Origin of the sequence: Pseudomonas sp. Leaf434 (assembly GCF_001425545.1) — a bacterium.
GTDB lineage: Bacteria > Pseudomonadota > Gammaproteobacteria > Pseudomonadales > Pseudomonadaceae > Aquipseudomonas > Aquipseudomonas siliginis.
Window position 1 is genome coordinate 804,339 of the sequence record NZ_LMQZ01000001.1, and the last position, 25,198, is coordinate 829,536.

The 25,198-nt window shown below is 60.6% G+C and carries 24 protein-coding genes; 9 read left to right on the forward strand and 15 right to left on the reverse strand.

Annotated features, from left to right (window positions below; genetic code table 11):
- From ASG55_RS03550 to ASG55_RS03560, 3 genes are all read right to left on the reverse strand, one after another.
- The gene (locus ASG55_RS03550; protein WP_056783695.1) at nucleotides 1-3,021 is read right to left on the reverse strand and encodes an Ig-like domain-containing protein; all 3,021 of its coding nucleotides are present in this window, start codon (nucleotides 3,019-3,021) and stop codon (nucleotides 1-3) included.
- A 149-nt stretch (nucleotides 3,022-3,170) separates the two neighbouring features.
- Nucleotides 3,171-3,566 carry a YbaN family protein gene (locus ASG55_RS03555; RefSeq protein ID WP_056783699.1) on the reverse strand — a complete coding sequence of 132 codons (396 nt, stop codon included), beginning with the start codon at nucleotides 3,564-3,566 and terminating at the stop codon, nucleotides 3,171-3,173.
- 10 nt (nucleotides 3,567-3,576) lie between these two features.
- Entirely contained in the window at nucleotides 3,577-4,164 is a 588-nt protein-coding gene (locus ASG55_RS03560) for a UPF0149 family protein (RefSeq protein ID WP_056783701.1), read from the reverse strand.
- A gap of 406 nt (nucleotides 4,165-4,570) precedes the next feature.
- Between ASG55_RS03560 and recQ the strand changes: the two genes are divergently transcribed.
- The 3 genes from recQ (at nucleotide 4,571) to ASG55_RS03575 (ending at nucleotide 9,372) form a co-directional block, all read left to right on the forward strand.
- The gene (gene recQ / locus ASG55_RS03565; protein ID WP_056783704.1) at nucleotides 4,571-6,700 is read left to right on the forward strand and encodes a DNA helicase RecQ; all 2,130 of its coding nucleotides are present in this window, start codon (nucleotides 4,571-4,573) and stop codon (nucleotides 6,698-6,700) included.
- Nucleotides 6,701-7,007: 307 nt separating this feature from the next.
- Nucleotides 7,008-7,442, forward strand: a complete 435-nt coding sequence (locus tag ASG55_RS03570; RefSeq protein ID WP_016771142.1) for a MarR family transcriptional regulator — start codon at nucleotides 7,008-7,010, stop codon at nucleotides 7,440-7,442.
- Nucleotides 7,443-7,569: 127 nt separating this feature from the next.
- Entirely contained in the window at nucleotides 7,570-9,372 is a 1,803-nt protein-coding gene (locus tag ASG55_RS03575) for a FimV/HubP family polar landmark protein (protein WP_056783708.1), read from the forward strand.
- Between the two features lie 105 nt (nucleotides 9,373-9,477).
- Here ASG55_RS03575 and ASG55_RS03580 read toward each other — a convergent pair whose 3' ends face one another.
- Entirely contained in the window at nucleotides 9,478-11,667 is a 2,190-nt protein-coding gene (locus ASG55_RS03580) for a patatin-like phospholipase family protein (RefSeq protein WP_056783712.1), read from the reverse strand.
- A gap of 71 nt (nucleotides 11,668-11,738) precedes the next feature.
- Here ASG55_RS03580 and ASG55_RS03585 point away from each other — a divergent pair, with 71 nt between their 5' ends.
- Nucleotides 11,739-12,026 (forward strand): SelT/SelW/SelH family protein, encoded by a 288-nt coding sequence (locus ASG55_RS03585; protein WP_056783713.1) that lies wholly within the window; start codon nucleotides 11,739-11,741, stop codon nucleotides 12,024-12,026.
- On the opposite strand, the gene ASG55_RS03590 is transcribed toward ASG55_RS03585, so the two are convergent.
- Both ASG55_RS03590 and ASG55_RS03595 read right to left on the reverse strand, forming a co-directional pair.
- On the reverse strand, nucleotides 12,020-12,913 hold the full coding sequence (locus tag ASG55_RS03590; RefSeq protein ID WP_056783716.1) for a DMT family transporter: 894 nt from the start codon (nucleotides 12,911-12,913) through the stop codon (nucleotides 12,020-12,022). The two genes, ASG55_RS03585 and ASG55_RS03590, sit on opposite strands and share 7 nt — an antisense overlap.
- A 72-nt stretch (nucleotides 12,914-12,985) precedes the next feature.
- The gene (locus ASG55_RS03595) at nucleotides 12,986-13,750 is read right to left on the reverse strand and encodes an AraC family transcriptional regulator (protein ID WP_056783718.1); all 765 of its coding nucleotides are present in this window, start codon (nucleotides 13,748-13,750) and stop codon (nucleotides 12,986-12,988) included.
- Nucleotides 13,751-13,885: 135 nt separating this feature from the next.
- Between ASG55_RS03595 and ASG55_RS03600 the strand changes: the two genes are divergently transcribed.
- On the forward strand, nucleotides 13,886-14,701 hold the full coding sequence (locus ASG55_RS03600; protein ID WP_056783721.1) for a UDP-2,3-diacylglucosamine diphosphatase: 816 nt from the start codon (nucleotides 13,886-13,888) through the stop codon (nucleotides 14,699-14,701).
- A gap of 110 nt (nucleotides 14,702-14,811) precedes the next feature.
- Here the strand turns inward: ASG55_RS03600 and ASG55_RS03605 are convergent, their stop codons facing one another.
- Both ASG55_RS03605 and ASG55_RS03610 read right to left on the reverse strand, forming a co-directional pair.
- Entirely contained in the window at nucleotides 14,812-15,402 is a 591-nt protein-coding gene (locus ASG55_RS03605) for an HD domain-containing protein (RefSeq protein WP_056783723.1), read from the reverse strand.
- A 14-nt stretch (nucleotides 15,403-15,416) separates the two neighbouring features.
- Nucleotides 15,417-15,728: a DUF962 domain-containing protein gene (locus tag ASG55_RS03610; RefSeq protein WP_056783725.1), complete on the reverse strand. Its 312-nt coding sequence runs from the start codon at nucleotides 15,726-15,728 to the stop codon at nucleotides 15,417-15,419.
- A 165-nt stretch (nucleotides 15,729-15,893) separates the two neighbouring features.
- On the opposite strand from ASG55_RS03610, the gene ASG55_RS03615 reads away from it, so the two are divergent.
- Nucleotides 15,894-16,955, forward strand: coding sequence for an AraC family transcriptional regulator (locus ASG55_RS03615; protein ID WP_201783051.1), 1,062 nt, complete (start codon nucleotides 15,894-15,896; stop codon nucleotides 16,953-16,955).
- Here the strand turns inward: ASG55_RS03615 and ASG55_RS03620 are convergent.
- A complete protein-coding gene (locus ASG55_RS03620) occupies nucleotides 16,912-18,366 on the reverse strand; it encodes a TrkH family potassium uptake protein (RefSeq protein WP_024012066.1) in 1,455 nt (484 codons plus the stop codon). The genes ASG55_RS03615 and ASG55_RS03620 overlap by 44 nt on opposite strands.
- 121 nt (nucleotides 18,367-18,487) lie before the next feature.
- Here ASG55_RS03620 and ASG55_RS03625 point away from each other — a divergent pair, with 121 nt between their 5' ends.
- Nucleotides 18,488-19,054: a nitroreductase family protein gene (locus tag ASG55_RS03625; protein ID WP_056783730.1), complete on the forward strand. Its 567-nt coding sequence runs from the start codon at nucleotides 18,488-18,490 to the stop codon at nucleotides 19,052-19,054.
- A 214-nt stretch (nucleotides 19,055-19,268) separates the two neighbouring features.
- On the opposite strand, the gene ASG55_RS03630 is transcribed toward ASG55_RS03625, so the two are convergent.
- The 6 genes from ASG55_RS03630 to ASG55_RS03655 all read right to left on the reverse strand — a co-directional run bounded on the left by ASG55_RS03630 (nucleotide 19,269) and on the right by ASG55_RS03655 (nucleotide 23,599).
- Complete coding sequence (locus ASG55_RS03630) at nucleotides 19,269-20,609, reverse strand: sensor histidine kinase (protein ID WP_056783733.1); 1,341 nt, start codon at nucleotides 20,607-20,609, stop codon at nucleotides 19,269-19,271.
- 176 nt (nucleotides 20,610-20,785) lie between these two features.
- Nucleotides 20,786-21,238, reverse strand: a complete 453-nt coding sequence (locus ASG55_RS03635; RefSeq protein WP_042607494.1) for a Spy/CpxP family protein refolding chaperone — start codon at nucleotides 21,236-21,238, stop codon at nucleotides 20,786-20,788.
- A gap of 259 nt (nucleotides 21,239-21,497) precedes the next feature.
- Nucleotides 21,498-22,175: a response regulator transcription factor gene (locus tag ASG55_RS03640; RefSeq protein ID WP_016771129.1), complete on the reverse strand. Its 678-nt coding sequence runs from the start codon at nucleotides 22,173-22,175 to the stop codon at nucleotides 21,498-21,500.
- 7 nt (nucleotides 22,176-22,182) lie between these two features.
- Nucleotides 22,183-22,593: a translation initiation factor 2 gene (locus ASG55_RS03645; protein WP_016771128.1), complete on the reverse strand. Its 411-nt coding sequence runs from the start codon at nucleotides 22,591-22,593 to the stop codon at nucleotides 22,183-22,185.
- Between the two features lie 108 nt (nucleotides 22,594-22,701).
- Nucleotides 22,702-23,001 (reverse strand): YciI family protein, encoded by a 300-nt coding sequence (locus ASG55_RS03650; protein ID WP_016771127.1) that lies wholly within the window; start codon nucleotides 22,999-23,001, stop codon nucleotides 22,702-22,704.
- A 1-nt stretch (nucleotide 23,002) separates the two neighbouring features.
- Nucleotides 23,003-23,599 carry a septation protein A gene (locus tag ASG55_RS03655; protein WP_024012071.1) on the reverse strand — a complete coding sequence of 199 codons (597 nt, stop codon included), beginning with the start codon at nucleotides 23,597-23,599 and terminating at the stop codon, nucleotides 23,003-23,005.
- An 87-nt stretch (nucleotides 23,600-23,686) separates the two neighbouring features.
- Here ASG55_RS03655 and ASG55_RS03660 point away from each other — a divergent pair, with 87 nt between their 5' ends.
- Both ASG55_RS03660 and ASG55_RS03665 read left to right on the forward strand, forming a co-directional pair.
- Nucleotides 23,687-24,550: a PHP domain-containing protein gene (locus tag ASG55_RS03660; RefSeq protein ID WP_039761090.1), complete on the forward strand. Its 864-nt coding sequence runs from the start codon at nucleotides 23,687-23,689 to the stop codon at nucleotides 24,548-24,550.
- A 13-nt stretch (nucleotides 24,551-24,563) separates the two neighbouring features.
- Complete coding sequence (locus tag ASG55_RS03665; protein ID WP_041478985.1) at nucleotides 24,564-25,193, forward strand: L-threonylcarbamoyladenylate synthase; 630 nt, start codon at nucleotides 24,564-24,566, stop codon at nucleotides 25,191-25,193.
- The last annotated feature ends 5 nt before the right edge of the window (nucleotides 25,194-25,198 follow it).

Here is a 25,198-nt window from a genome sequence, read left to right on the forward strand (position 1 = left end):
TTACCCGTAAATGGGATAGATACACCATGGCGCCCATCGGGCATTCAGGTCCGGATGGCAAACAATTCCGCCATTGGCATGCGCATATATCGACCGCGAGTTGCTCGGGCAGCCGCCTTCATCGCACATCCGGTATATGCCCCCAGCGGCTATTGGCCAATAAGGATCGGGTCCATATACCACTTGCATTGTGTGCAGTGCACCACCCATGGCTTCTGCGCCCGGAATGCTGTATCGCCAGTTGAGCGCCTCTTGGTGTGTCATGCCGTAGCCGCCGATAGCCAACTGATAAACATTCGTCACACTGACGTAATAAGAAAATGAGCTGAATCGGTCCTGTACGGTAATGTACGTATTGCCGTTACGTATGCCCGTAACTTTCCCGTTGCCGTCGACATAAGCCACGTTCGGATTACTGCTTCTGTAGGTGATCGGGTGGACGCCTGTAGACGGGACGGCGGCGCGGATTTGGGTATTGTTTGGAAAATCTGCACTGTGAGTGTGGCGCCATGCATAAACTCTCAGTCCTGACAGGGCCATGGCGCTGTTGTTGACTTGCAGCGCTTTGCGCAGCGTGAACGAGCGTAAAGGAGAGAGAAGACCGTCGCCATAGAGTGCTCGAATCTGCACGACTGTCAGTACATCGACAACGAGCCCCTTCAATAGCGTTGAAAATTTCCCGTCCTTGTCTGTGGTCAATGTCTCTATCGACTTGCCATTCACCAGAACTTCAACCTGCTGTTCTACGCTCGCAGTTCCCTCGATCGTGACATTCGGATCAACCGTCAGGTCGCTATGCGGAATCTCCCTGTTCTGCGAGTCCTTAATCAGTGTGATGACCGGCTGCAACTCAACCAGAGATTCGATCTGATAGGTCTGGTGGGGAAATTCCACTGGATTGCCGCGCAACCCCAGGCGCACGGAAAATATCAATGTCGCCGTACTGCCGCTTTTGAGATTTTTCAACACTTCCAGCGTCGGCGTTGACAGTTCCCGTATCAGCCCGGCGCTGGTGACGCTCGCCTCCGCGTTCATGATGACGTGGCGAACAGGGTTGTCTTTGCTGTCGATGCCGATCAGCACCAGCGTCATGCTCTGGCCCGGCCGTTGTCCGTGCCAGAGGTTGACCGCCAATTTGTCTGCGCTGGTCAGTTTTTTTACGTCCAGGATTGCGTTATCAATGCCAATGATTCGCGGTCTCGGAAACCTGGGATCCTGATCAGCGATCAGTTTGAAAGAAATCTCAGTTTCCGGAGAAGATCCGATTTTCTTGCCGTCCTGATTCAGGTTGAATTTGAATCGCACGGTTTCACCGTGAAGCGCCACAATGAGGCGCCTGTCGAACGTAAAGCGGGCTTGTTTGGCCGAATCCAGATCTACCAGCGGGAAGCGATCAAATCCCAAGGGCAGTGGTGTGCACACCAGGCGAACCTTCTCGGTCTTGGCATCGAGATATTCCACCAGCATGCTCGGCAGCGCTGCCAAGGGATCAAGCGGATTAGTGAAAGGCGATACCAGTGAGGGCGGCGTGAGGACAAGCTCCTTGGGATCGCCGATCTTCAACTGCGCGATATCGGAAAAGACTTCACTTTCGCCGGGATTGGTGATGGTGGCCTGCACGGCCAGTCTCGCGCTGGCGTAGGGCTTGATGTACTCGTTCTCGGCCTCGAAAACGATGGGCTTTGAAGGATCCGTTACAAGCTGTCCCCAAGTAAACCGTACCAACTTGCCGTTGATGTCTGTGGTCTGCCAATGCAGCTTGACCTCTGCCCCTTGTTTCAAGGGCCAGAAACTGGCGACATTTATAAAGGCTTTGGCAGTGTCGACTGCCAGCTCACCTTCCACCAGTGGGGTGACCTCCGGTGCTCCCAGTGGCAAGGATTTACCCGCAACGGTGACGTCAGCAGGTTTGGAAAGTTTGGACTGACCTGCTCTGGTCAGAATATAAGTTGCCCGTAAACTTCCACCTATCACATTTTGAATGCGGAAATTTTCCACGGGAAAGTTCAGTGTCTTGCTGTCTACGGTCACCGTTAAAGAATAGGTATGAGTGACTGGCACGTTGTTTCGGGTGAATCCTTCCAGTGTCAGGGCGATCACATCGTTGATCGCAAAACTGCCCGTCAGGAGAATGTTCGTCGGGCCGCCTGCAAGCCAGTCATGGTGTATTACGTCGTCGGCATCGGACTGCTCGAAAATCGGCGCGGTCAGCAGGGTTATTACGGGCTTGAACGGCAGAATGAGCGGTTCCGAAAAACCACTGGAGTTCTCGACAATGTCATAAACGCTCCAGCGCACCACCAGATTGCTGGTTTGTTGCAATTTGCCGAGCAAGTCAGGCGTCAGCTTGAAAACGATGTCGGCCGAGTCGTCGGTAACAACAAAGTCCAGCCGCAGCGAACCAAATGTCAGCACGACCGTATCGCCGATCTGCTGATTGAAGTAATGCTTGACCGTGACTTCCATGCCCTCATCGATGACGTTCTGATCGACGATACTTTCCGATGCGATCGGCAGCTTGAGGCCCTGATTGGAAGGCTTGCCGCCGTCAATGTCCGCTTCGCCCGGAGCGGGATGTTTGAACCAGAGTTGTGAGTGTGGCGATTCCCCCGGGTTGCCGCTCAGTCTCGTGACTTTAAACCAGCAATCCAGCCTGACGTCGGTAAACGGCAGGAATTTCTCCTCGAGGGTTTCAGCTGTAATGTAAAAAAGTACGGTTTTAGGGGTCTTTCCATCGGCCTCAAAATCGTCCTCTGTAAGGGCGAAATCAATCACGGACGAAGGGGTGGTGACATCGGGTCTATCGAGGAAGACTTCGATACGGTCACCGAGGGCTTGAGACAGATACGCCGGGAGACTGAAGCCCAATCCGTTAATGTTCTGAGCAATCATGGCGATGTTGATACCGTAGCTCTGGTCAGTTTGCAGCTTGTGCAGGAGTGGTTGCGGCGGATAGAGGGCCAGCACACCGATACCGGAACGCGGCGCAGGAGGGAATATCAGGTATTGTGAGCTGGTCATGAATTTTCGCCTTCCATACGGGGCGCTTACCTGGGCTGTCAGCGCCGATACGGAAGAATTAAGCATGCGACGTTAAAGCGCGCACCTGTCAACTCTGACAGGTGCGGACGGATATCGGATGAACGGTTGTGCCGCCGACGGTGGAGCAATCAGCGTTTTTTCAAGGTCTTCTGCCGCACAATATAAACCGTCACCAACACTGCACTGGTCAGCATGAACCCACGCGCCCAAACCAACGGCACCAGATAACACGAGAACAGAATGCTCACCCACATCAGGCCGATCGCGTAGACCTTGCCTTTGAGCGGGATGCCGTTGCCTTCGAGGTAGTCGCGAATCCATGGCCCCAGCCGTGGATGTTCGACCAGCCAGCGATAGAAGCGCGGAGAGCTGCGCGCGAAGCAGGCCGCGGCGAGCAGGAGGAAGGGGGTGGTGGGCAGGACCGGCAGGAAGATGCCGATCACCCCCAATGCGACGCTGAGCCAGCCGATGGCCAGCAGGACGTAGCGCAACATCAGGGGGCGGTTGCCTATGGGGTTGTCCATAGGCCGGGTCTTAGTGATGACGGGGCTTGAGGATCGCCGGTTTTTCTTCGGGGGCCTGGCACAGCAGGTACAGCGCGGTCAGGGCTTCCGGGATCTGAACGATCATGTCGTCCATCAGGTTGGCGTCCTTGGCGATGTCTTCGAACTCAGGCTGCTCGTCGAACAGGCCGGAACCGACCATGATCGGCAGGAGCATTTCGCTGACTTCTTCTTCGGCGGTTTCGAACCAGGCCGCTTCGCGCAGGAACACGCCTTCCATGAAACCGATGCACCAGCCGCGCAATTCGGAATCGTCCGGCTCTTCGCCCAGATCCAGTTCGCACGGCAATTCGAATTCTTCATCCGAGGCCAGTTGGCGAGCGATGTGTGCTTTGAGGCCGATCAGTGTGGCTTCGATTTCGGCACGCTGGGCTTCGTCGGCGTAATGCGGCTCTTCGGCGAACAGCGCGTCGATCCACTCGCGCTCCGGAACGTCTTCGGAGCAGATAGACAGCGCGGTCAGGTAACCGTGGGCGGCGACGTAATCCAGCGCCTCGTCGTGCAGCTCGTCGGCATCGAGGAAGACTTGCAGGCGGGTCAGTTGCTCAGCGAAGGACATTACGGGGCTACCTTGGGGAATAAACAATGCGGGAATTCTAGGCTTTCTTGCGCGCTCTAGCCAGCCGCTTGGCAGATTTGCCCGAATTACCGGCCTCACTGGAAAGATGAATAACCCTGTGGGAGCGAGCCTGCTCGCGAAGGCGGTGTATCAGGCACTTTTGCATCGACTGACAGGTCGCTTTCGCGAGCAGGCTCGCTCCCACAGGGTTTTGTGTGTGGCAGGTTTATCAGGTGTCTTCTCAGCGGCACCCTGTGCGGCGAAGGCCTCGGGTATACTGCCGCGTTTTGCGATCCCTGCCGGCGCTGCGCTGGTCATGCAATGTGTTCTTACGTTTTGTTTAAGCAGCCGAAGCTGCTCTGAACCAGCCTGAGCAGGGATGTATCGGTAGATTTTTGGAGTTTTTATGCTCGAACAGGCTCAACGCGTCCTCAAGGACATCTTCGGCTACGACAGTTTCCGTGGCCGTCAGGGTGCGATCATTGAGCGCGTGGCCAGTGGCGGTGATGCGCTGGTGCTGATGCCTACCGGTGGCGGCAAGTCGTTGTGCTTCCAGGTGCCGGCACTGTTGCGCGAGGGCCTGGCGGTGGTCGTTTCGCCGTTGATCGCACTGATGGACGATCAGGTCGCCACCCTTGAAGAACTGGGCGTCGCCGCCGCTGCGCTGAACTCCACGCTGAGTGCCGAGCAGCAGCGCGATCTCGCCCTGCGGATCAAGCGCGGCGAAGTGAAAATGCTCTATCTCGCGCCCGAGCGTCTGGTGCAGCCACGCATGCTGGCGTTCCTGCAAAGCCTGGAAATCGCCCTGTTCGCCATCGACGAAGCGCATTGCGTATCGCAATGGGGCCACGATTTCCGTCGCGAATACCTGCAACTGGGTCAATTGGCCGAGCTGTTCCCCAACGTTCCGCGCATTGCCCTCACCGCGACCGCCGACAAGCGCACCCGCGAAGAAATTGTCGATCGCCTGCACCTGCAGAACGCCGAGCGCTTTCTGTCGAGTTTCGACCGCCCGAACATCTTCTATCGCATCGTGCCCAAGGAGCAGCCGCGCAAACAGTTGCTGGCGTTCCTCGCCGAGCGGCGCAGCGATGCCGGCATCGTTTACTGCCTGTCGCGCAAGAAGGTCGAAGAAGTTGCGGCGTTCCTCAGCGAGCAGGGCTTCCCGGCGCTGCCGTATCACGCCGGTCTGCCCAACGATCTGCGCGCTTATCACCAGAAGCGCTTCCTCAACGAGGAAGGCCTGATCATGGTCGCCACCGTGGCGTTCGGCATGGGCATCGACAAGCCCAACGTACGCTTTGTCGCGCACCTCGATCTACCGAAATCCCTTGAGGCGTATTACCAGGAAACCGGACGCGGCGGCCGTGACGGGCTGCCGGCGGATGCGTGGATGGCCTACGGTCTGCAAGACGTGGTGATGCTCAAGCAGATGCTGCAGAACTCCGAAGGCGACGAGCGGCACAAGCGTCTGGAGCAGCACAAGCTCGACGCCATGCTCTCGCTGTGCGAAGAAACCCGCTGCCGCCGGCAGGCGTTGCTGGCCTATTTCGATGAAGACATGCCAGAACCGTGCGGGCACTGCGACAACTGTGTCGACGGCGTGCAGACCTGGGACGCCACCGAGCCTGCTCGTCAGGCCTTGTCGGCGATTTTCCGCACCGGCCAGCGCTATGGCGTCGGTCATCTGGTCGACGTGTTGCTGGGCAAGGACAACGAAAAGGTGCGCAGCTTCGGCCATCAGCATTTGTCGGTGTTTGGCGTTGGCAAAGCGTTGAGCGAGAGCGAGTGGCGCTCGCTGTTCCGCCAGCTGGTGGCGCGTGGGTTGGCCGATGTCGATCACGAGGGTTATGGCGGTCTGCGTCTTAATGACAGTTGCCGGCCGCTGCTCAAAGGCGAAGTGAAGCTGGAACTGCGCCGCGACCTGAAACCGCAAGTCACTGCCAAAACGGGCAGCAAGAGCCAGGCCAGCCAACTGGTGCGCGGCGAGGAACGCGAACAGTGGGAAGCCTTGCGCGCACTGCGGCGCAAATTGGCCGAAGAACACGGCGTGCCGCCGTACGTCATCTTCCCCGACTCGACGTTGTTGGAAATGCTCCGCAGCCAGCCGACGTCTCTGGCGGAAATGGCCCGGGTCAGCGGCGTCGGCGCACGCAAGCTGGAGCGCTATGGCGAAGCCTTCCTCGAAGTGCTCGGCGGCGAGGCGGAGACGCCGAAGGTGGTCGCCGATGTCCGTCACGAGCTGATCACCCTGGCCCGCGCCGGCATGACCCCGCTGCAGATCGCCGGGCAGTTGCAGTGCTCGGAGAAGAACGTCTACGCCATGCTCGCCGAAGCCATCGGCAAGCAGCAGTTGTCGCTGGAGCAGGCGCTGGATTTGCCTGAGGAATTGATGGGCGAAGTGCAGGACGCGTTTCTCGATGGCGAGGGCGAGTTGCCGTCCGTCGCCGAAGTCGCCGAGTTGTTCGCCGGACGTGTTCCTGAAGGCGTGCTTTATTGTGTGCGGGCGGCGTTGCAGTCTGAATTCGAGATGTAATCTGGCCGTTCCCTAACCCCAGCCCTCTCCCACAGGGAGAGGGAGCCGACCGCGGTGTCTGGCGGCAGACTCGACCTGCAAAACCGAGTCGATTATGGATTCAGCGAGCGCTGTCGGGTCGGCGAATTTTCAAAGCATCCCCCGCTCAGTTGCCTCTCCCTCTGGGAGAGGGCTAGGGTGAGGGGCTTTTGATCTTCGCGCAGTTGTAACGATTCAGTACAGAGCCACTCTTGCCTATAACTGCCGCCCATGCTTAGCTGACTAATAATTAGATTTTCCGTATTTTCAGTCTAACCGTGAGTGTTTTATGCCGTTAACCGATCAACATCGCTTTGGTATGCAACTGGCCCAGATGTCCCGTGGCTGGCGTGCCGAACTGGATCGTCGCCTCGCCGGGCTGGGCCTGTCGCAGGCGCGCTGGCTGGTGCTGCTGCATCTGGCGCGTTTCGAAGAGGCGCCGACCCAACGCGAACTGGCGCAGAGTGTCGGCGTCGAAGGCCCGACCCTGGCGCGCTTGCTCGATAGTCTTGAGAACCAGGGACTGGTGCAACGCCAGTCCGTAATGGAAGACCGCCGGGCGAAAAAAATCGTGCTCTGCGCACCTGCGCTGCCCCTGATCGAACAGATCGAAACCATTGCCACGCAGCTGCGCCACGAATTGTTCGAGGGCGTCGACGAGGCGGATTTGAAGGTGTGCATGCGCGTGCACGGGCACATTCTGGCCAACCTGGAAAAATCTTGAGGCACATCCCGCCAGTGATTTTTTGAGAGATCGCGCTGAGCGGACTATAAGAACTACTGGGCAATATCGTGTTCGTACCGGATGTGCGAACGCATACAAACCGGTTTTGCTTATTTAAGGGATGCTCATGCTCGCAAGTCGGCACGTGCTGCGCGGGGGCGCCAAATGGCTGCTGCTCGCTGGCGTTTTCAGCTATTCGACCTGGTCGATGGCGTTGGGGTTGGGCGAAATCACTGTTCACTCAGCCCTCAATCAGCCGTTCAAGGCCGACATCGCGCTGGTCGATGTCGGCACGTTGACGCAAAACGATCTCTCGGCCAGCCTGGCTTCGGCGGATGAGTTCGGCCGGGCGGGCGTCGAGCGGGTGTTCTTTCTCAATGACCTCAAGTTCACCCCGATCTTGCGCGGCAGCCGCCAGATGATCCGGGTGACGTCCGGCAAACCGGTCAACGAACCTTTCCTGAATTTTCTCGTGCAGCTCGATCAGCCCAACGGCCGTCTGCTGCGCGAGTACACTGTGCTGATCGACCCGCCGGGTTCGCCGGGCATTGTGCCCGCCACCGACGAGCCGGATCCGCGTCCGCAATCCTCTGAATTTCCAACCGTCGAACCGGTTACCGCACCGCCCCAGGCTGCCCAGGGCAAACGCACTGCGGCGCCTGTGCCGCCAACGCCGGCGACACCTGCCAACGATGCGCAGGCCGAGCAACTGGCCGCCAGCGTGCTGCTCACCCAGCAACTGCAAAAGACCCTCGACGAACAGAACCTCAGGCTGCAAGAGCAGCAAGTGCAAATAGCCGACGGCAAGAAGCAGATCGAGGAGTTGCAAACCCGCTTGGCCGAAGTGCAGAAAGCGCCGCCACCACCCGTGGTCGCGCCGGCTCCGGCCGCTGTTTCAGCCCCGGTCGAGGCGGCAGACGATGGCGTGAACTGGCCGCTGCTCGGCGGACTTCTATTGCTGCTGGGCGTGCTGGCTGCGTTGCTCATACGCCGCCGTCAGCAACGTTCGACAGCAGACGGCACGCCGCTGCCGCTATTGCCCGTGAGCGCCGAAGACGACGTCGACGAGCCCGAGCTTCAACAATCTGTCGGTGCGCACGCGGGCGCCGATCACCGCGACGAACCCGGTGCTGGCGATGTGCTGGAGGCGGTGGGCATCTATCTGGCCTACGGCCGACTCAGCGAAGCGGCCGGGCTGCTGCGCGATGCCTTGCACAAGGAGCCTGAACGCATTGATCTCGGTCTGCAGTTGCTGGAGGTTCTTGGGCGCCAAGGTGACAGCGGCGCTTTTGAACAGCAGGAAAACCGCCTGCGTGCGCTTGGCGTCGATGACCGTGAACTGATTGAAATCCGCGCTCGCCATGCAAAACTGGCAGGCGCCGCACCGGCGGCATTTGCAGCAACGCCAATCGCGCCCGAACTGCCCGTGGCCTCGGCAGCGACCGCAGCCGCGCCGCTTGCAGCGTCGCCCAGCGCTCTCGAGGATGATTTCGAATTGAATCTGGGCGAGCTGTCGATGGATGCAAATTGGGATCTGAACGACAGCCGCGCTGATGCCGCCGCACCGCCGATCGATGATCCAGAGCTGGGCACTAGCTTGTCAGTGCTGCCTGTCGATTTTGACCTGCCACAGGCTGCATCTGCTGAAGAAGCCGAACTTGAATGGATACCCGAACCCGACGCCCAGCCGCTCGACGATGACTTTCTCAACGAGTTCGGCGATCCCGAGCCGTCGCTGGTGCTGGAACCTTTGGATCTGCAACCACCCGAGTCCACCGACACCGAGGCCGCCGGCAAGCTCGAACAGGCACAAACCTGCATCGACGACGGCGACATCGACAGTGCGATCGCCTTGCTCAATGAATTGCTCAGGGAAGGGGATGAGCCGTTGAAGCAGACGGCAAGGACGTTGTTGGCGGGGATTCGCTGAGCGCCAACGGATTTTTGGGTTCACCCGAGACCGCCTTCGCGAGCAGGCTCGCTCCCACAGGATAGAGCGCATTCCATTGTGGGAGCGAGCCTGCTCGCGAAGGCGTCAGAACGTCTGCCCCAGATTCAGGTAAACCGCCTGCTCATCCGCATCATTCAAGCCATAAGTGAAGTTCAACGGCCCCAGCGGCGTGTCGAAGCCGATAAACACGCTCGCGGCATTGATGTAGCCGCTGTCGAATTCATTGTCGTTGTTCCACGCCCGACCGCGTTCCAGCGAGGCCCCGGCGTACAGCGGGAAGTCCAGCGGCAGGTACGAGCGCGGCGTCAGGCGGCGGTAGTACACCGCGCGCATCAGGCTGACGTTCTGCCCGGACAGCGCATCCTCACGGAACCCCGACAACTGCCGCGCGCCGCCGAGCAGGAAGCTTGAGGTCACCACATTGGCATCGTCCAGCGTCCGACCGTAGCGCCCGCCGAGAATCAGCGTGTCGGGCCCATGGCTCATGGCCTTGTCGAAATTCAGTTCCCATTGGCGATAGCGATTGTCTGAACCCAGGCCCGGTTCGAACTGGGCGAAGGTCAGGCTGACATCCTTGCCCTCGTGCGGAAAGTAGACGTTGTCCAGCGAGTCGTAGGAATACTTCACGGTATAGAAGCCTTCGTTGAAGCTCTCGCTCGGCAGATCCTGATCACCGATGCGCACGTCAGCCTTGCCCCAGGCCTGGCCGACGCCGAGTCGCACTTCACCGTTGTTGCCGATCTGCCGCCCAAGATTGAGGCCGAAGCCGTAGCGCTCGACCCGATACTGCGCGATTGGATCATTATCCAGGACTGAGTCGACGTTCTGCGCCTCGAACGACCCGTAGGGCGCGACGAAGTAACGTGAGCCAACGTCCAGCGGCTGATAGAACTCGCTGTACAGCTCTTGCTTGTCGCCGATCTGCGCGCGGGTCAGCCATTCCGCGCCGAGGCGGTTGATGCCGTTGACGCGATAGCTCGCACCAAGGTTGAAAGCACTGTCGCCGCGCATGTCGTCCGACAGATTGAGGCCTACCCGCAAGTAATCGGTGCCGCTGCGCTTGCCGCTGGCACTGATGACCAAGGTGTGATCCTGGCCTTTGTGCACCACGCGGTAACGCACTTGATCGAAGTAATCGAGGCCGTACAGCGTGCCCATGTCCGAATGCAGGCGGCCCAGGTCCAGCGGCGCGCCGATCGGTTGGCGGATGTAATAGCGAATCACGTCATCGTCGACTTTCGAGTCATTTTCGATGCGGATCCCGGTAATGATCGGCGTGCGTTGCCCAGGCTGGCGGGCGGCGTTCAATTCCGCGTCCTGGGTTTGAGTCGGCTTCAGCTGCGCCAGCCGCGCATCGAGGATCCGCGTGGCGCGATAACCGGCGTCGATCATCTCTTGAGCCTTGCCGAAATCGGTCACGCCGAACGCGGCCAGCGCAGGCTGGATCAATACGTCATTGGCATGCAGAGTCGCCAGTTGTTCTTCGGAGTTGCGCCGGGTCATCAAGGTGATCGACTGATTGAGCACGTCCACCACGGTAGTCAGTTGCTTGCGGTTGCGCAGCGGCGTGCCGATATCGACGACGATGGCGATGTCTACGCCCATTTCCCGTGCGACATCCAGCGGGATGTTGTCAGTCATGCCGCCGTCCACCAGCAGGCGCCCATCGAGCTCGACCGGGGCGAACACCGCCGGGATCGACATGCTCGCGCGGATCACTTGCGGCAGGTGGCCTTTGCGAAACACCACTTTTTCGCCATTGGCGATGTCGGTGGTCACGGCCCGAAACGGGATCGGCAGTTTGTCGAAGTCGCGGGTGTCGCTGGTGTGCGCCAACAGGCTTTCCAGCAACAGTGCGAGGTTCTGGCCCTGAATCACCCCCAATGGCAGGCCGAGACTGCCGTCGTCGCGGAAGCTGAGTTTCTGCTTCACCAGAAAATCGCGGTCGTCCTGCTTGCGTCGAAATGGCACGTCCTCACGCGGCGGCGCGTCGGACAGCGCCGCTTGCCAGTCGATGCTCAGGGCGAGTTTTTCCAGTTCGTCGATCTTGTAGCCCGAGGCGTACAGGCCGCCGACTACCGCGCCCATGCTGGTGCCAGCAATCGCGTCGATCCTGATGCCTTGTTCTTCCAGCGCCTTGAGCACGCCGATGTGCGCCAGCCCGCGCGCAGCACCGCCGGACAGCACCAGGCCGACTTTCGGTCGTGGCGCTTCACTGGCGTGAACCAGCAGGGGAAGGAAACCAAGCAGCAGGCAGAACAGCAAACGGCGCATTGTGAGTCTCGGGGCAAGCGGTAAAGCCGGCTATTATAGCGGCGCCCTCTGTCTCAGGAGTTTCAGCGATCATGACCGTCGCCAAAGCCGAAGTTGTCATCACTTATTGCACTCAATGCCAGTGGCTGCTGCGCGCGGCGTGGCTGGCTCAGGAACTGCTCAGCACCTTCGCTGATGACTTGGGCAAAGTGTCATTGGTGCCGGGCACCGGCGGGGTGTTTTACATCACTTGTGCGGGTGTGCAGATCTGGGAGCGCAAGGCCGACGGTGGTTTTCCCGAGGCCAAGGTATTGAAACAGCGAGTGCGCGATCAGATCGATCCTGACCGCGACCTCGGCCACAACGACCGCACTCAGTGAGAGGCGGCCTCGGCGGCGACGGTTGTCTTGTCGCTGCCGCCTGACATCCGCGCCGACACCACAATCGCGACGATGATCAACGCGCCACCGATGAGCATCCGCAGGGTCGGGGTTTCACTGAACAGCAGCCAGGCGAGGGTGATGCCGTAGACTGGCTCCATGGCGAACACCACTGCCGCCGTGCGCGCCTTGATCACCGCCAGACTGGCGACGAACAGGCTGTGCGCCACGCCCGTGCAGAACACTCCGAGCAGGGCGATCCACAACCAGTCCAGCGCTCGAACCTGACTCAACTGCGGCGCCGCGACCGGCAACAGACACAACGCCACGACGACGTTCTGGCACAACGCCGCCTGCACCGCCGGGATGCGCCCGGAACTGGCGCGGTTGGTCAGCGACAGCAGGGAAAACAGCAGGCCGGACAGTACGGCCCAAAGCAAGCCGACGGTGGCGCCGCTGCCCAGATCAAATGCGGGCGTCACCAGCACCAGACCGATGCTGACCAATACCACCAGGACGATTTCATTGGGGCGGATGCGTTCGCGGAAGATCAATCCTTCGAGAATCACCGTAAACGCCGGGAAACTGGCAAAGCCCAAGGTGGCGATGGCCACCCCGGCGATCTTCACCGATACGAAAAAACTCACCCAGTGCCCAGCCAGCAACACGCCGCTGAGGGCGAGGCGCCGCCAGTCCACGGCCTGAAGTTTCTGCCAACCATGCTGGCTGGCGAAACGGGCAAAAAATGCCAGGGCGAGCACGGCGAAAGCTGCACGTCCAAATACGATCACAGCAGGGGATGCGGCAGCGAGTTTGCCGAACACACCGGTCAGGCCAAACATCAAAGCGCCGATATGCAGAGCGCCGAGGGCGGTACGCGGAGTCATTGCATTCCTTTTTTCAGGTTCAACTTCATGGGGCCATTGAACCGCGTCTCGGCCTACAAGTCTGTCGGCAGGCTATCGTCTTTTGTCGCAGGAATCGCGCCGGAGATGTCCGGGCGACGAGCCGAACTCACGTAGGACTGCGGCCGAGAACGCACTTTGCGAGCTGTAACCGACGCGACTGGCTACTTCACCAATCGGTAATGCAGTGTCGCGCAGCAGTTGCACCGCGAGATGCAGGCGTCGACTGCGGATGTAATCCATCGGCGTCTGTCCGCATTCGGCCATGAACCGAGCGTGCAGGCGCGCGCTGGACAACCCGGCCACGCGCGCCAGGTCGGCCACTTGCAGCGGATAGCCGGCGTATTGCTCGATGTGCGCATCCAGCGCGGCGTAGGGCAGGCGACGCGCGCCGAGTTCGGCAGGTTGCGCGTGATTGAGACTGGCCAGCAGCAACACTGCGCCTTGCTGCGCTATCAACGGATCGCTGACCGGACTGTTCGCCAGCCAGTTGACCAATTGGCTCTGCCCCGAGTCCAGCGACAGCCGCCCCGGATGATCGAGCAAGCGCCGACTGGCCTCGGCATGCGCGCCCAGCGACTCCTGCACCCATTGCCCTTCAGGGATGTCGAGCACCAGGCAGCTGCTGCCTTGGGGACTGTCGCAGGCATGATGAGCGCCGGACGGAACCACCACGACACTCTGCTGACGCACTTGGCTGCCACAGCCCTCGACCTCGAAATCCAGCGCACCGGACAGCCCGAACACCAACTGCGGGTGCTCGTGGCTGTGCACAATCAAGTCGTGGGTGTACTGACGCAAGGTGAGGATCGGTCGCATGGCAGGTTGTCTCCGAAGTGGCCCTCAGTCTACACCGCCGTACGCCGGATGCGTTGTCACACGACTGACTCACGCTTGTCACGGTCGATTAACCCGGCGCGCGCAAGCTGGCGAAAACATCGCAGAGGGTTGCCCATGACCAGCGCCGAGCTCGCCCGACCCAGTCGCAAACAACGGGTGCGAACCCTGTGGATCTCCGATGTGCACCTGGGCACCCGGGATTGCCAGGCCGAGCACTTGTCGCAATTTCTCAAGGGCTACCACGCCGACAAGGTCTATCTGGTCGGTGACATCATCGACGGCTGGAAACTGCGCAGCGGCATGTACTGGCCGCAAGCCCACACCAACGTCATCCGCCGCCTGCTGACCATGAGCAAGCGCGGCACCGAGGTGATCTATGTCACCGGCAACCATGACGAATTCCTGCGGCGCTATTCGAAACTGATTCTGGGCAATATCCAGTTGGTCGACGAAGTGGTGCATGTCACCGCCGATGGCCGGCATTTGCTGGTGATTCACGGCGATCAGTTCGACGTGATCACCCGCTATCACCGCTGGCTGGCGTTTCTCGGCGACTCCGCCTACGAATTCACCCTGACCCTCAACCGCTGGCTCAATCACTGGCGCGCCCGCTATGGCTACGGTTACTGGTCGCTGTCGGCGTACCTGAAACACAAGGTCAAGACCGCCGTCAGTTTCATCAGCGACTTTGAAGAAGCCATCGCCCACGAGTGCGTGAAGCGCGAACTGCATGGCGTGGTTTGCGGGCATATACACCATGCCGAGATTCGTAAGGTGGGGGAGGTGGACTACCTCAATTGTGGCGACTGGGTCGAATCGTGCACCGCGTTGATCGAGCATTGGGACGGCACGATCGAGTTGTATCGGCTGGCGGATGCCCAGGCGCGGGAGGCGGAGCTCAAGGCTGCCAAAGTTGCCGAGCTCGCCTGAGCGAAAGATCACCCTGTGGGAGCGAGCCTGCTCGCGAAGGCGTAGTGTCAGACAAAGCTTATGTGCCTGATACAGCGCTTTCGCGAGCAGGCTCGCTCCCACATGTGTTCTCAGGCCGGGCTGTGTTCTTGCATCGCGGCTTTGTAGATCGAGTTCTTCGGCTGCGCAAACAGCCGCTCCATCATTGGCTCGAAGAAGCTCAGCGGCAGCGTGTCATACGCCGGATCAAACGCCGCCGCATCGTATTTGGCACAGAACTCGGCAGTGGCGTGGAACTGCGGATGGTCCTTGAATTGCTCGCGCAAATGCCGATCCATGCCCAGGTGATGAAAGAAGTAATAGCCCTGAAAGATGCCGTGCTTCTCCACCATCCACAGATTTTCCGCACTCACGAACGGCTTGAGAATCGCTGCGGCGATGTCCGGATGGTTGTAGGAACCGAGGGTGTCGCCGATGTCGTGCAACAGCGCGCAGACCACGTATTCCTCGTCACGCCCGTCGCGAAACGCGCGGGTCGCGGTTTGCAACGAGTGGGTCAGGCGATCCACCGGGAAACCACCGAAGTCGCCTTCAAGCAGCTTCAAATGCGCGAGGATCCGCGATGGCAGCTGTCTGGCATAGGCACTGAAATCGGCGGCGATAATCGCCCAGTCTTCCTCGGTGCCGTCCTTCATATGGGTGAAGCGAGCATGGGCATTCATGGGCAGACCCTCATTCAGAACGCCACGCGACCGAGAATCATGTCGCGGTACATGACGAAATCGCCGAGCAGGCTGTACAGCGGATGCTGAAACGTCGCCGGGCGGTTTTTCTCGAAAAAGAAATGGCCGATCCAGGCAAAGCTGTAACCGGCCACAGGCAATGCCAGCAACAACAACCAGGCGCTCTTGGCGATGCTCAGGGCGAGAATGAAGATGACCAGAGAAGTGCCGATGAAATGCAGACGACGGCAGGTGCTGTTGCTGTGCTCGGCGAGGTAATAGGGGTAGAACTCGGCGAAGCTGTTGAACCGCTTGATGTTTTCCACGACCGCGCTCTCTGTGGTGATTGTTCTGGCGACAAGTTGTTCGGCGGGGAGCTTATTTGAGTCTAGAGTGATCATTGGCGTGGGCCAGTGACAATCGGCGCCACTTTAGTATCCTTCGCAAATAGGGCGGTTATCTGCAGCCCGTCATGTAAAAGAATAACAACCATGAGCGAACGAACGACTTCTGCAAGCTGGGCGATGGGGATTGTCAAAGCACTGGAGATGGACGGCCTGGATTGCCGGGTTCTGTTCAGGCAACTGGGGCTGGATTTCAGCGCCCTTGAAGATCCGGATGCACGCTTCCCGCAAGACTCCATGACCCGGCTCTGGCAGCGCGCGGTCGAGGTGTCCGGCAACCCGGCGATCGGCCTGAACATGGGCAAAGTGGTGCGCCCGGCCTCGTTTCATGTCGCCGGCTATGCGCTGATGTCGAGCAATACCCTGGCTGAAGGCTTCCAGCGTCTGGTGCGCTATCAACGCATCATTGCCGAAAGCGCTGATCTGAGCTTTCGCCTGCTCGACGAAGGTTACGCGCTGATTCTCACCGTGCACGGCGATCATCTGCCGCCGACCCGGCAGAGTGCCGAAGCGTCACTGGCCTGCGCGTTGGCGCTGTGCGGCTGGCTGACCGGGCGCCCGCTGCACCCGGTCAAAGTGTTGGTTCAGGGCGATCAGCCGACGAATCTGCAACCTTATAAAGAAGCCTTCCACGCACCGCTGGTGTTCAACGCGCCATACGACGCGTTGATCTTCGAACGGGCCGATATGGAGGCGCCGCTGCCGACCGCCAACGAAGCCATGGCGCTGTTGCATGATCGCTTTGCCGGGGAATATCTGGCGCGGTTCTCCGAGAGCCGCGTGACGCACCGGGCACGCCAAGTGTTGTGTCGTTTGTTGCCTCAAGGTGAGCCCAAGCGCGACACCGTGGCGCAGACGCTGCACCTCTCCCAGCGCACTTTGCAGCGACGCTTGCAGGAGGAGGGCACCAGTTTCCAGCAATTGCTCGACGACACCCGCCGTGAACTCGCCGAGCAGTATCTGGCGCAACCGAGCATGACCTTGCTGGAAATCGCCTACCTGTTGGGCTTTGCCGACCCGAGCAACTTCTTCCGCGCGTTCCGCCGCTGGTTCGACACCACGCCCGGCGAGTACCGCTTGCGCCTGACGCAGGTGCCGGACGCGGTCAATGACGCCAGAAGGCCGGAATACACAGCACAAACACCGTAATGATCTCCAGTCGGCCGAGCAGCATGCCGAACGACAGAATCCATTTCGCCGCATCCGGCAGGGTCGCGAAGTTGCCGGCCGGGCCGATGGTTTCGCCCAGACCCGGGCCGACGCCGGACACGGTGCTGGCGGCGCCGGTCAGTGCGGTCATCCAGTCGACTCCGAGCAGCGACAGCAGCAGCGCGATCACGCAGATGGTGATGGCGAAGAAGAACGAGAAAGTCAGGATCGAACGGACGATCTCTTCGTCGAGGCGGTGACCGTTGTACTTCTGCTTGATCACCGCGCGCGGGTGGATCAGCTGATTGAGGTTGGCCTTGAGCAGGATGTAGGCGACCTGAAAACGGAAAATCTTGATCCCGCCCGCCGTCGAACCTGAGCAGCCGCCGACAAAACCCAGATAGAAAAACAGCATCAGCGAGAAGTTGCCCCACAGGCTGTAGTCACCTAGGGCAAAACCGGTGGTGGTGACTACCGAGGTCACGTTCAGCGCCACATGCCGCAGCGCTTCCAGCCAATGCAGCTTGGTGGTCCACCAGTACCAGGTGCCGAGCACCAGCCAGGTCACCAGCAACATCGCCAGCAAACCCTGCACCTGTTGATCCCTGATCAACGCACGGCGGTTGCCGCGCAGCGTCGCCACGTACAGGGTGAACGGCAGGCTGCCGAGGATCATGATGACGATCGCCACCCAGTGCACCGCCGGTTGCGTCCACTTGGCCAGCGACTGGTCGGAGGTCGAGAAACCACCGGTGGAAATCGCCGACATCGCGTGGTTGATCGCATCGAACGGGCTCATCCCCGCCCACCAGAACGCCAGGCTGCCGAGAATGGTGATGCCGACGTAGGCCGCCACAATCAACCGCGCCACCATGTGCGAACGCGGCATGACCTTCTCCGAACGGTCGGAGGATTCGGTCTGGAACAGGCGCATGCCACCGATGCGCAGCAGCGGCAGAATCGCCACCGCCATGCCGATAAAGCCGATGCCGCCGATCCAGTGCAGCAGCGACCGCCACATCAGAATCCCCGGCGACATGTTGTCCAGGCCGTTGAGCACCGTGGAACCGGTGGCGGTGATGCCGGACATGCTTTCGAAGAACGAGTCGGTGTAGCTGATGTGCTGGGTCAGCAGAAACGGCAGCGCGGCGAAAATGCACACTACCAGCCAGCTGCTGACCGTCAGCAGATACATGTCGCGCGGGCGCAGGTGAATGTGTTCCGGTCTGCCGGGTATCACCAGAGCGAGGCCGGCGACAAAGGTGATCATGCTCGCCCAGAGGAACGACGGCAGATCGCTGGTGCGCTCGAAAATCACCAGCGTGGCCATCGGCACGACCATGGCCACAGCCAGGGTTATCAGGAAGATGCCGATGATAAAACCAATGATCCGTAAGGTCGGCAACGCCATGAAATCCGCTCGGGCTGATTGAACAAGGGCGCCATTCTACCTGCGGGGCAAGGCATGTAAACCGGCAGGCGCTGCGCAGTTGCAGCTAGAATAGCTGCACATTTTTCAAAGGAGGTGGCCGATGCAGGCTCTCGACGCGTTGCTCAACCGTGTTTCCGTTCCCCGCCTGGTCGAACCGGCCCCTACTGCCGAGCAGCGCGAAGCCCTGTTCGGCGCGGCCTTGCGTGCCCCGGATCACGGGCACTTGCAGCCGTACCGCTTTTTGACAGTCGAAGGCGCAGCGCGTGAGCAAATGGGCGAGTTGCTGGCCGAGGCGGCCCGCCAGCAGGGCGGTGAAGTCACCGACGCGATGATCGACAAGGCGCGCAACGGCCCACTGCGCGCGCCGCTGGTGGTTGTGGTCATCGCGAAATTGCAGGAACACGTGAAATACCCGAAGGCCGAGCAACTGCTCACGGCCGGCTGTGCGGCCCACGGGATTTTGCTCGCGGCGTATGCGCAGGGGATTGGCGCGGTGTGGCGCACCGGGGATCTGGCGTACTCCAAGCATGTGGCCGAAGGCCTGGGGCTGGTGGAAGGCGAGGAGGTGATCGCGTTCCTCTATCTCGGCACGCCGCAGAAAGAGCCGCGCGTGGCGGAGAAGGTTGATCTGGCTGAATTCGTCAGCGCCTGGCCAGGTAAGGTCTGAAGATCAAAAGCCCCTCACCCTAACCCTCTCCCAGAGGGAGAGGGGACTGATTGGGGGATGCTTTGGAATTACACCGACCTGAGCGTCCTTCGCTGAATCCAGCGTCGGGATACCGGACGTCTGGTTTCTGCGAATCCATAAGGTCGATGCACAACGGCAGACAACTCGGTCGGCCCCCTCTCCCTCCGGGAGAGGGTTGGGGTGAGGGGCTTTTTCAGGGCTGGACCACGACTCCCGGTACCAGCGGCAATTCCAGACTCGCCACAAAGCCGCCCTGCGGATGATTGGCCAGCGTCAGCGTGCCGCCATGCCGTTCTGCCGCGCGTTTGGCGATCGCCAGCCCCAGGCCATGCCCGGCAGCGGTCTGCCCCGGGGCCCGGTAGAACGGCTCGCCCAACTGACTCAGATGTTCGGTCTGCACCCCCGGCCCATGGTCGCGCACGCTGATGACAATCCGCTCTCCCTGCCGCGCAGCCTGCAATTCGATCGGCTGATCGCTCGGGTTGAAGCGCTGGGCGTTGCGCAGCAGATTATCCACGGCGCGCTCGATCATCGTCGGCCAGCCTTTGAGATTCAGTTGTGACTCAGCTTGCAGGCGCACGGTCTGCTCGGGGGAGCTGAGCTGCGCATCCTTTTGCAGCGTGGCGAGCAACGCATTCAGGTCCACTTCTTCAGCGCTGGCGTTGTCGGCATCGACTCGCGCCAGCACCAGAATTTCACTGATCAAGGCCTCCAGCCGATCGCATTCGCGGGTCAGGCGTGGCCACAGTTTTTCGCGCTCTTCAGGGTTGGCGCGCTCGGCCAGAGCCAACGCGATGCGCAGGCGCGCCAGCGGGGAGCGCAATTCATGGGAGACATCGCGCAGCAACTGGCGCTGACTGCCGATCAGGCTTTGCAGGCGCGCGCCCATGCGGTTGAAATCGGTGGCCAGCACGCCGAATTCGTCGCGGCGGTTGGCGAGTTTAGCCAGACTGTTCTGCTGATAAGTCGTCTGCCCCAGATCATGCACCGCGCCGCGCAAGCGACTGAGCGGGCGGGTGATGGAGAAAGTCACGAGCAAACTGAACAGGGTCAGCACCACCAGCGCAATACCCAGCGCACTCAGTGGCCAGAGCAGACTTTCGCGGTGCCAGGCGTCGAGTTCCGGGTGCGGGATGCGGTAGATGAACAGGTAGGTGTCACCGGTTTTTTCGCTGGTGATTTCGTCGGTCAGGCGCCGCCACGGCAGGCGGCGATCGTCGTTGTTCTGCCGCGCTTCGAATGCTGCGGCCCGGCGCGGGAAGGTGCCACGCACCACCGGATCGCCGGTTTCATTGAGCACCTGAACGTCGATGTGATACTGGCGTTTACGTTGTTCGAGGATATCCTGCGCGGCTTCCTCGCCTTGGGCTTCGTAAGTCTGCGTCCATTCTGCGGCCAGCGTGTTGAGGCCGGGATGGCGGCTGAGAATCCACGCGTCCTGATTGAGCATGTGCCCGAGCAGGATCGACAGCCCGGCTACCAGAGCGATGGCCAGCCAGAAGCTCGCAAGAATCCGCCAGAACAGTGAACGCACAGAAAATCCTCGAAAATTACACCGTTCAAATGTGGGAGCGAGCCTGCTCGCGAAGGCGTAGTGTCAGTCAATCCATCGCTGGCTGATACACCGCCTCCGCGAGCAGGCTCGCTCCCACATTTGATTTGAATGGAACAGGCCCGACGAGGTGAGTCGTCGGGCCCAGGGTCTAGCCATTATTGCGCCTTTTGTGCCTGCTGCGCTTTCCAGGCCTTGAACTCGGCCCATTCGGCGCGGCGTTCGGCGCGTTTCTTCTGGATTTCGTCGAACTGCTTCTGTTGCTCGGGCTTAAGCAGTGCGCGGACATCGGACTCGGCTTTCTTGTGGTTGGCCGCGATCTCGTCCTTCATGGCTTTCTGGTCGGCCGGCGAGAGTTTTTCCAGGTACTTGTCGACCACCTGCTTACGCTCGTGCATCTGCTCGCCCATGATCTTGCGAATCTGCTCGCGCTGTTCGCGGGTCAGGTCGAGCTGGCTGTACGGGCCTTTGCCGTGCATGCCGCCGTGCATCTGACCACCGTGGCGCGGGCCATCCAGCGGACCACCCAGCGGACCGCCATCCTGCGGCATGGCCATGGCCACGGTTGGCAGAGCGGCAGCGAACATCAGAGCGATAAGAGTCTTGCGCATGGTGTATCTCCTTGTCTCGTTCCCGGTACGTTCCGGATGAGTTCAGATTACGCAGATCAAGGTCAGCGGCGGTCAGCGCAGCGTAAAGCTTCGGTAAAGACGTTTCGTGCCCGGCCTTACACATATCCAGTGCAGGAGGTGCTGAAGGCTGCGATCTGATCGTTCCCACGCTCTGCGTAGGAATGCAGCCGAGGACGCTCTGCGTCCTGCAGCCTGAAGATCGCCGCCTTGGGCAGCTCGTACACGGAACAAGATGGTTTTACAGGCTGTAGTAGTAACCACGGCTACGCAGCGCGACGATGCGTGGGCGGCCGTCGGGGTGGGGGCCGATTTTTTTGCGCAGGTTGCTGACGTGCATGTCGAGGCTGCGGTCGTACAGGGTCAGCTTGCGGCCGAGGGCCAGTTGCGCCAGTTCCTGTTTGTCCAGCGGCTCGCCCGGCTGTTTGAGCAGGGCTTCGAGCAGGCGGCTTTCGGAGACGGTCAGGGTCAGTTCTTTTTCGTCGATGCTGACCACGCCGCGCACCGGGCTGAAACTCAGGTCGCCCAGCTCGAGCTGCGTCGAAACGGCTGCCGGGTGGCTGCGGCGCAACACGGCACGCAGGCGCGCGGTCAGTTCGCGGGGGTCGCAGGGTTTGGCCAGGTAATCGTCGGCGCCCAGTTCGAGGCCGAGGATGCGGTCCAGCGGTTCGCCACGCGCTGATAGCATCAGCACCGGGAGGTCGGCGTGGTCGTTGCGCAATTGCTTGAGCAGTTCCAGACCGCTGCCGTCGGGCAGCATCACGTCCAGCACTACCGCCGCCGGGGCGGTTTCGGCCAACGCCTTGCGGGCGCTCTGGCCGTCGTGGCAGGCGCGCACCTGGAAGCCTTCCTGGCTCAACCAGCTACTCAGGAGTTCGCACAACTCCTGGTCATCATCAATCAATAACAGCTCGCTCATGACTCACTCAATTTAGCCATTGCCGACGTTTTCGGCTTGCACCGCTGGCAAAGATACCGCAGAGCAGCGCCAATAGCGCTACCCCGGCGCCAGTGACGAACCACTGCTGTTGATCGGTCAGCAAACGCGGCAGCGGGCTGGCCTGGGCTTCCTTGAGTTGCAGCTTCAGACGCTGGTTCTCCTGGCGCAGCCGGGCGAGCTGGGCGCTTTCGCGAGTGTTGTCGGCATTTTGCAGTTGTTTGTTCAGTTCTTCGCGCTGCTGTTCACTGGCCTTGAGCCGCTGTTGCAGCTCGGTGATCTGGCTGCCGGCGCTCAATGACAATGGCGTTGAGCTGCCGCTTTCGGTGGTTTCCTCACCATGGGCGGGGGCCATGATCGACAACGTGAGCAACATCAGACACAACGGACCCTTGCGCATCGCGACACCTGTTTCCAAATGGATATTGGGCAGGTTGTCGGCAGGCAAACGAGAATAATGAGCGATTGAGAGCGCGATGAACCGAGAAGGTTCATCGCGTGGAAGGACTTAAGGCAGGACTTGCTTGAACGGCTTGACGATCACATTGGCGTAAACGCCAGCGGCGATGTACGGATCGGCATCGGCCCAGGCCTGTGCGGCGCTGAGGGAGTCGAACTCGGCGACGATCAGGCTGCCGGTGAACCCCGCTGCGCCCGGATCATTGCTGTCGACCGCCGGGTGCGGGCCGGCCAGCACGATGCGGCCTTCGCCCTTGAGCGCTTGCAGGCGTTCCAGATGCGCCGGGCGCGCGGACAGGCGAGCTTCGAGCGAGTTGGCAACGTCGGTGGCAATGATGGCGTAGAGCATGTCAGTCCTCGGTTTTTGGCGTTGTGGTATCGGTGTCATGCAGATGGCGCGACAGGTAAACGCCCTGTGCGACCAGGAACAGCACGGTCATGCCCAGGCTGCCGAACACCTTGAAGTCGACCCAGATGCTCTGAAAGGTGAAAGCGACGAACAGGTTGGCGGCGCCGCAGAACAGGAAGAACGCGATCCAGGCGATGTTCAGGCGGGTCCAGACCGGGTCGGGCAGGGTCAGCGCGTGACCCATGATGCGTTTGATCAGCAAGCGATCGCCGATGAAGTGACTACCGATGAACGCCGCAGCGAACAGCCAGTTGACCACCGGCGCTTTCCATTTCAGGAAGGTTTCGCTGTGGAAGGCCAGCGTCAGGCTGCCGAATACCAGACAGGCGATCAGCGTCAGCCACTGGCTCTTTTCCAGCTTGCGCTGCTTGATGAACAGCGCGCCGTACACCACCAGGGAACTGATGATCAGCATCGCCGTGGCGCTGTAGATACCGCCTACGGTCACTTGCTGGCCGGCAATGTCGACGACCCGTGGATCAAGTTTGTAAACGATGAAGAACAGCAGAAGCGGGATGAAATCGATGAATTGTTTCACAGTGAGAGCCAGAAGCTGGATGTGGCGGCATAATAACAAACATATGGGCGCGCGATAGCGCCAGCTGATTTGAGGTTACAACTCCCCGTGAATGTTGATTTGCACTGCCACAGCACGGCCTCCGATGGCGCCCTGGCGCCTGCGGTTCTGGTTGCGCGTGCGTTCGAAAACGGCGTGCGAGTCCTGGCGTTGACCGACCACGACACTCTTGAGGGGCTCGCCGAGGCGCGTACGGCGGCCACCGAGTTGGGCATGCAACTGGTCAACGGCGTCGAATTGTCCTGCACTTGGGGCGGGGCGACTATTCACGTGCTGGGTTACGGCTTCGACGTCAACGCTGCGCCGTTAGTGGAAGCGATCGCCAAATTGCACGATGGCCGCTGGCTGCGGTCGGAAGAAATAAGCCGCAAGCTCGCACTCAAGGGGATGCCCGGTGCCCTCGACGGCGCCCGGCAGATCCAGCAGGAACTGGGCGACAGCGGCAACGCGCCGGCCCGGCCGCATTTCGCTGACTGGATGGTGCGTGAAGGTTATGTAAAGGATCGCGCCGAGGCGTTCCGCAAATGGCTCGGCGCCGGCAAACTCGGCGACGTCAAACTGCACTGGCCGACGCTGGAAGACACTGTCGGCACCCTGCGCGCCGCCGGTGCCTGGGTCAGCCTGGCGCATCCATGGCACTACGATTTCACCCGTAGCAAGCGCCGAAAGCTGATTGCCGACTATATTCAAGCAGGCGGGCATGCTATCGAGGTGGTCAATGGCCATCAGCCCGCAGAACAGGTGGGCAGCCTGGCGATCCTTGCCCGTGAGTTCGGTCTGCTGGTCAGCGCCGGCAGTGACTTCCATGGCCCTGGCGGCTGGTCCGAAATCGGCCAGTACCGGCCGGTTCCCGAGGACCTTCCACCCCTGTGGTGTCGGTTCAAACATGACACAGATATTGCCGCCGTCTGAACAGGTAGAGAATGTGAGTCAATTTTTCCAGATACATCCGGAAAACCCGCAAGCGCGCCTGATCAAACAGGCGGTCGAGATCATCCGCAAAGGCGGGGTGGTGATTTATCCCACGGACTCGTCCTACGCCATTGGTTGCCAGATCGGCGACAAGACCGCCATCGAGCGTGTGCGACGTCTGCGTCAGCTCGATGAAAAGCACAACTTCGCGCTGATCTGCAGCGACCTGTCGCAACTGGGCAATTACGCCAAGATCGACACCGGCACCTTCCGCATTCTCAAGGCGCATCTACCCGGCCCTTACACTTTCATTCTCAACGCCACGCGCGAAGTGCCGCGCCTGTTGCTGCATCCGAAGAAACGCACGATCGGCCTGCGCGTGCCGAGCCATCCGATTGCGCTGGCGCTGCTGGCCGAACTCGGCGAGCCGCTGATGAGCGTGACGCTGATCATGCCCGGCGATGAAGACCCACTTACCGATCCCTACGAAATGCGCCAGTTGCTCGAGCACCAGGTCGATCTGATCATCGACGGCGGCTTTGGCGGCATCAAGGCCTCGACGGTGATTGACCTGACTGGCGACGACCCGGAAGTGGTCCGCGTCGGTTGCGGCGATCCGACGCCGTTCATGGTCGAGGCCTGAATGTC